Source organism: Mycobacterium sp. (assembly GCF_050701675.1).
Lineage (GTDB): Bacteria > Actinomycetota > Actinomycetes > Mycobacteriales > Mycobacteriaceae > Mycobacterium.
Genome location: NZ_JBOGDD010000650.1, coordinates 1 through 4,282, shown reverse-complemented (window position 1 = coordinate 4,282; position 4,282 = coordinate 1). Strand labels below are relative to the sequence as shown.

General features: G+C 65.7%; 5 protein-coding genes. All 5 read right to left on the bottom strand.

Going from position 1 to position 4,282, the window contains the following annotated elements:
- Positions 1-578, bottom strand: a 578-nt coding sequence (locus tag ACRDUX_RS19970; RefSeq protein ID WP_526415751.1) for an FAD-dependent oxidoreductase, incomplete at its 3' end; no start/stop codon positions are given.
- Positions 550-1,299, bottom strand: coding sequence for an ABC transporter ATP-binding protein (locus ACRDUX_RS19965; RefSeq protein ID WP_526415750.1), 750 nt, complete (start codon positions 1,297-1,299; stop codon positions 550-552). The genes ACRDUX_RS19970 and ACRDUX_RS19965, both read right to left, overlap by 29 nt.
- Positions 1,296-2,156: an ABC transporter permease gene (locus ACRDUX_RS19960; RefSeq protein ID WP_526415749.1), complete on the bottom strand. Its 861-nt coding sequence runs from the start codon at positions 2,154-2,156 to the stop codon at positions 1,296-1,298. Before ACRDUX_RS19960 ends, ACRDUX_RS19965 begins: the two co-directional genes overlap by 4 nt.
- Positions 2,153-3,112, bottom strand: coding sequence for an ABC transporter substrate-binding protein (locus ACRDUX_RS19955; protein ID WP_526415748.1), 960 nt, complete (start codon positions 3,110-3,112; stop codon positions 2,153-2,155). The genes ACRDUX_RS19960 and ACRDUX_RS19955 overlap by 4 nt, the downstream gene beginning before the upstream one ends.
- Positions 3,113-3,400: 288 nt before the next feature.
- Positions 3,401-4,282 (bottom strand): fatty acid desaturase family protein (locus tag ACRDUX_RS19950; protein ID WP_526415747.1); only part of this gene is annotated, 882 nt, incomplete at its 5' end.

Genomic DNA, 4,282 nt, shown 5'->3' with positions numbered 1-4,282 from the left:
CCTGACAGGAATGCGGTGCCACCGGTGGCCAGGACAACGGCGCCCGCCCGGATGCGCCATCGTCGCCCGCCGTCCTGCCGGGCGATACCGGCGGCACCGGTAACGACGCCGTCGGCGTCCGACACGAGCTCGAGGGCGGGATGGTGGTCGAGGATCCGCACCCCGCTGCGGTGCGCCTTCCGGCGCATGCGGCGCATGTATTCGGGTCCCTGGAGGCTACTTCGCATTGGTCGGCCGTCGGTGCCCACCGGAAACGGGTATCCCCAGGCGGCAAGTTGTTCGATGCGCTGCCACGACATCGTCAGCACCCGAAACATCCACTCCGAGTCCGTGATTCCGCCGGCGACGGCTTCGTGATCCCGCACCGCTTTCTCTCGCTTGGGTCCCGGTGGTATCAGCCACAGGTTGTTGCCGCCCGAGGCTGTTGCACCGCTGGTGCCGCAGTAGCCCTTGTCGACGAGTGTCACGCGGGTGCCCGCCTCCGCCGCGGAGATCGCGGCCCAGGTGGCGGCGGGACCGCCACCGATCACCAGCACGTCGGCGTCGTGGTCATCGGGTTCCGGCGTCGTCGCGGTCATGACCCACCTCCTCCCGCACGCCCAGTTCGGCGAGGAGGGTGCTTCGCAACTCGGCGAAGCCGGCGTCGGCGCGGGTCCGCGGGAAGGGCAGAGCGACCTGGCGCTGCAGCGAGACCTGCCCACCTGACAGGACCACCACTCGATCCGCGAGCAGAATCGCCTCGTCGACATCGTGGGTGACGTGCAGGACCGCCATCCGCCTGCGGGCCCACAGGTCGTGCAGCAGCTTGTACATCTTGATCCGGGTCAGCGCATCGAGCGCGCCGAACGGCTCGTCGAGCAACAACAGGTCGGGTTCGCGAACGAGCGCGCGGGCCAGCGCAACCCGTTGCGCCTCGCCACCGGACAGGGACAGCGGCCATGCCTTGGCCTTGTCGGTCAGGCCGACCTCTGCCAACGCCGCCCGGCCGCGGTCGTCACGGCTGGCGGCGCCCGGTCCGTCGGCGCCGAGCGCGAAGGTGACATTCGCCAGCGCGCGACGCCACGGCAACAGTCGCGGACTCTGGAACACCACCGCACGCGACCGGGGAACCACCACCGATCCGGTGACATCGGCGTCGAGGCCGGCCAGGGCGCGGAGCAACGTGCTCTTGCCCGAGCCGGAGCGTCCCAACATCGCCACGAATTCGCCGTTGCGGATGTCCAGGTCGAGATCTTCCAGCACCTGCTGCGTCTCGAATGCGCGGTGTAGGCCCCGCACCTGGACCACTGAGGAGGTCACGAGACGCCGTTGAAGCCGTTCCGCCAGGACAGCAGCGACCGTTCGAGCACCCTGACGAGGGTGTACGACAGCAGACCCGCGATGGCGTAGATGACGATGACGAGCAGCGATACGTCGAACTGCAGGTTGGTCTGCGCTCGCGACATGAGGAAGCCGATGCCGCGGGTGGTGTTGATCATCTCCGCGAAGATCAGGCTGAGCCACGCGCTGGACAGGCCGAGGCGCAGGCCGACCAGGAAGTTCGGCATCGCGCCGGGAAGTATCACGTGCATGATGAGCGTCGATCGGCGAGCCCCGACGGTCTGCGCCATCTCGACCAGTTGATGGTCTACTCCGCGGATCCCGGAGTAGGTGTTGATGTAGATCGCGATCGCGACGCCCGTGGTGATCAGCACGATCTTGGGCCCCTCGCCGATGCCCATCCAGATGATCAGCAGCGGAGTGAGCGCGAAATTCGGCACCGCCTTGAGGATCTGCATCGTCCAGTCGAGAAGGTCCTCGCCGGTGCGGGTGAGGCCTGCCGCGATCGCGAGCAGCACTCCGATGAGGATGCCGAGCACGGTTCCGATGACCACCCGGGTCAGGGAGGCGCCGACGTGAGTGGCGAGTTGCCCGTCGGAGAGCAGCCGCCATGCGGTCGCGGCGACCTGTGTCGGTGGCGGGAACAGGCGCCGGTTCAACGATCCGGTGGTGGACCCGATTGTCCATGCCGCGACGATGAGCGCCGGACCGATCAACCGCCGGACCGGACGCGGAATGCGGGACCAGAGGCCCTTTCTCCTGCGGTGGGTCGAGGTGATGTCGACGAGGTCGGGCTCCGTCGACGGCTGTGATACGACCGGGGTCGCGACCGTCACGACTTCGCGCCGATCCAGTCCGTCACCGAATACTCGTTCGCTATCGTGCCGTCGCCGCGCAGGAACTCGTAGGCGGCCTGGAGCTGGTCGATCCCCGCCTTGGGGAACGGTTCAGTGTTGAATTCCTTGATGCTAGTTGACTTCTCGACGTACTCGTACTTGGTGCCATCGGTTTCGGCCACCCACTTGAGGTAGTCGGGGAAGTGCTCGGTGATATCACGGTTCACCGCGGTGACCGCCTGCTGCCAGGCGTCGCGGAAACCGGGGTGCTGGTCGGTGAACGACGACAGGGCGATATTGGTACCGGTGCTTCCGAAACCGTGGTTGGCGAGGCTGTCGATGATCGGGAAGCCTTGGTCGGCAAGGTCTGCGCCGCTGGCGCCGGTGACGATCGTCGCGTCGATCTGACCCGAGCTCAGCCCGGCGATCGATTCGGGCGTCGGCACGTCTTTGACCTCGATCTTGCCGGTCAGCCCGGCGGCGGCGATCAACTGCTTGGCGGTGCGGTCGCGGATCGTGCCGTGTGGAGCGGTGATCGACTTGCCGACGAGGTCCTGGATCGTGGTCGGTCCACCTTTGGCGCCGACCAACTGACCGTCACCATTTATCGAGTCGAGCGACAGGAGAATGACTTTGGGGTCCTGTCCGCGCGCGGTGAGGGCGGGATTGTCGCCGACCGCGGCGACGTCGACCGCGCCTGCGATCAGTGCGGACACGACGTCTGAGCCAGACTGGAAGAACGAGTACTCGATCTTGCCGACACCTGCGGCCTTGAGCTTTTCGGCGAGGATGCCCTGGCGGTCACCCCAACCCAGTGAGCCTGCGGGCGTACCCGTCACCGATGTCGCGCCGATGCGCAGGGTGTAGCCGGATTCACCGTCGTCGTGTGCGCAGGCGACGGTACTCGCAAGCAGAAGCATCGACGCGGCAATGACGCACCAAACGCGGTTGAACATGGAGAGCTCCCCCGGGAGTCGATTTCTGCAGTGTTCTGCACACGAAGACGGTCGGATTCGGCCCGACCACAGTGTCTTTCAGTAGACGTGGGGGTACGGAAGTGGTCGAGCGTTTAGATCATGCTGACCGTAAGATGCCGGCCGGTACGCCTTCACCTGGACGGGTGCGGCGCCGACATACGCACCGATGTTCAATCGACGCGTGCGGCTAATCGGCGAATGAGATAGCGCTCACGACGAGGACCTGAATCCAACCGGGGTCCACGCCGTGAGCGCTATGTCGATGTCTCAGGCGGCGAGACCGCGCTTGGCTGCCCGCTTCTCGCTCCGCCGGGACCGCACTGCGGCGATCGCCGACTTGAGTCCGCGAGGCTGATCCGCGTCGGCGGGTCCCAGCACGTCGAACATCCGCTCACTGCGGGTCTCCGGAGCGTCGTCGACACTGTCCCGCAGGTACTTGTTCGGCAACGACAGCTTGGCGATGGTCCGCCAGGTCTTGCCGTACTGCACCGCGAAGTTGCCCGTCGTGTAGGGCAGGTCGTACTTCTCGCAGACCTCACGGACGCGAACGCCGATCTCGTGCAGACGATTACTGGGCAGATCCGGGTACAGGTGATGTTCGATCTGGTGGCACAGGTTGCCACTCATGAAGCGCAGCGCTGGACCGGCTTCGAAGTTGGCGCTGCCGAGCATCTGCCGCAGATACCACTGCCCCTTGGTCTCGCCGACCATGTCCGTCTTGGTGAACTTGTCGGCCCCGTCGGGGAAGTGACCGCAGAAGATCACGGCATTGGCCCAGACGTTGCGGATGACGTTGGCGACCGCGTTGGCCTTCATCGTCGACTTGTAGGTGGCACCCGGTGACAGCGAGGTCAGCGCCGGATAGAACACGTAGTCCTTGCCGAGCTGATGGCTCGCCTTGGCGCCGAATTCGCGCACGCGCTTCATCGTCGCTGCCCGATCATCACGACCCTTGGAGATCTTGCCGAGCTCCAGGTGCTGCAGTCCGACACCCCACTCGAAGCCAACGGCGAGGAGCGTGTTGAAGAGCAGGTTGCCGTAGAGGTTGAACGGGCTCCACTTCTGGTCGCGCGTCACCCGGATCACGCCGTAGCCGACGTCGTCGTCCATGCCGAGGATGTTGGTGTACTTGTGATGCATGAAGTTGTG

Bases quoted from the DNA above. Each gene is read 5' to 3' on its own strand.
- ACRDUX_RS19955 (WP_526415748.1), bottom strand. From the start codon at position 3,112: ATGTTCAACCGCGTTTGGTGCGTCATTGCCGCGTCGATGCTTCTGCTT.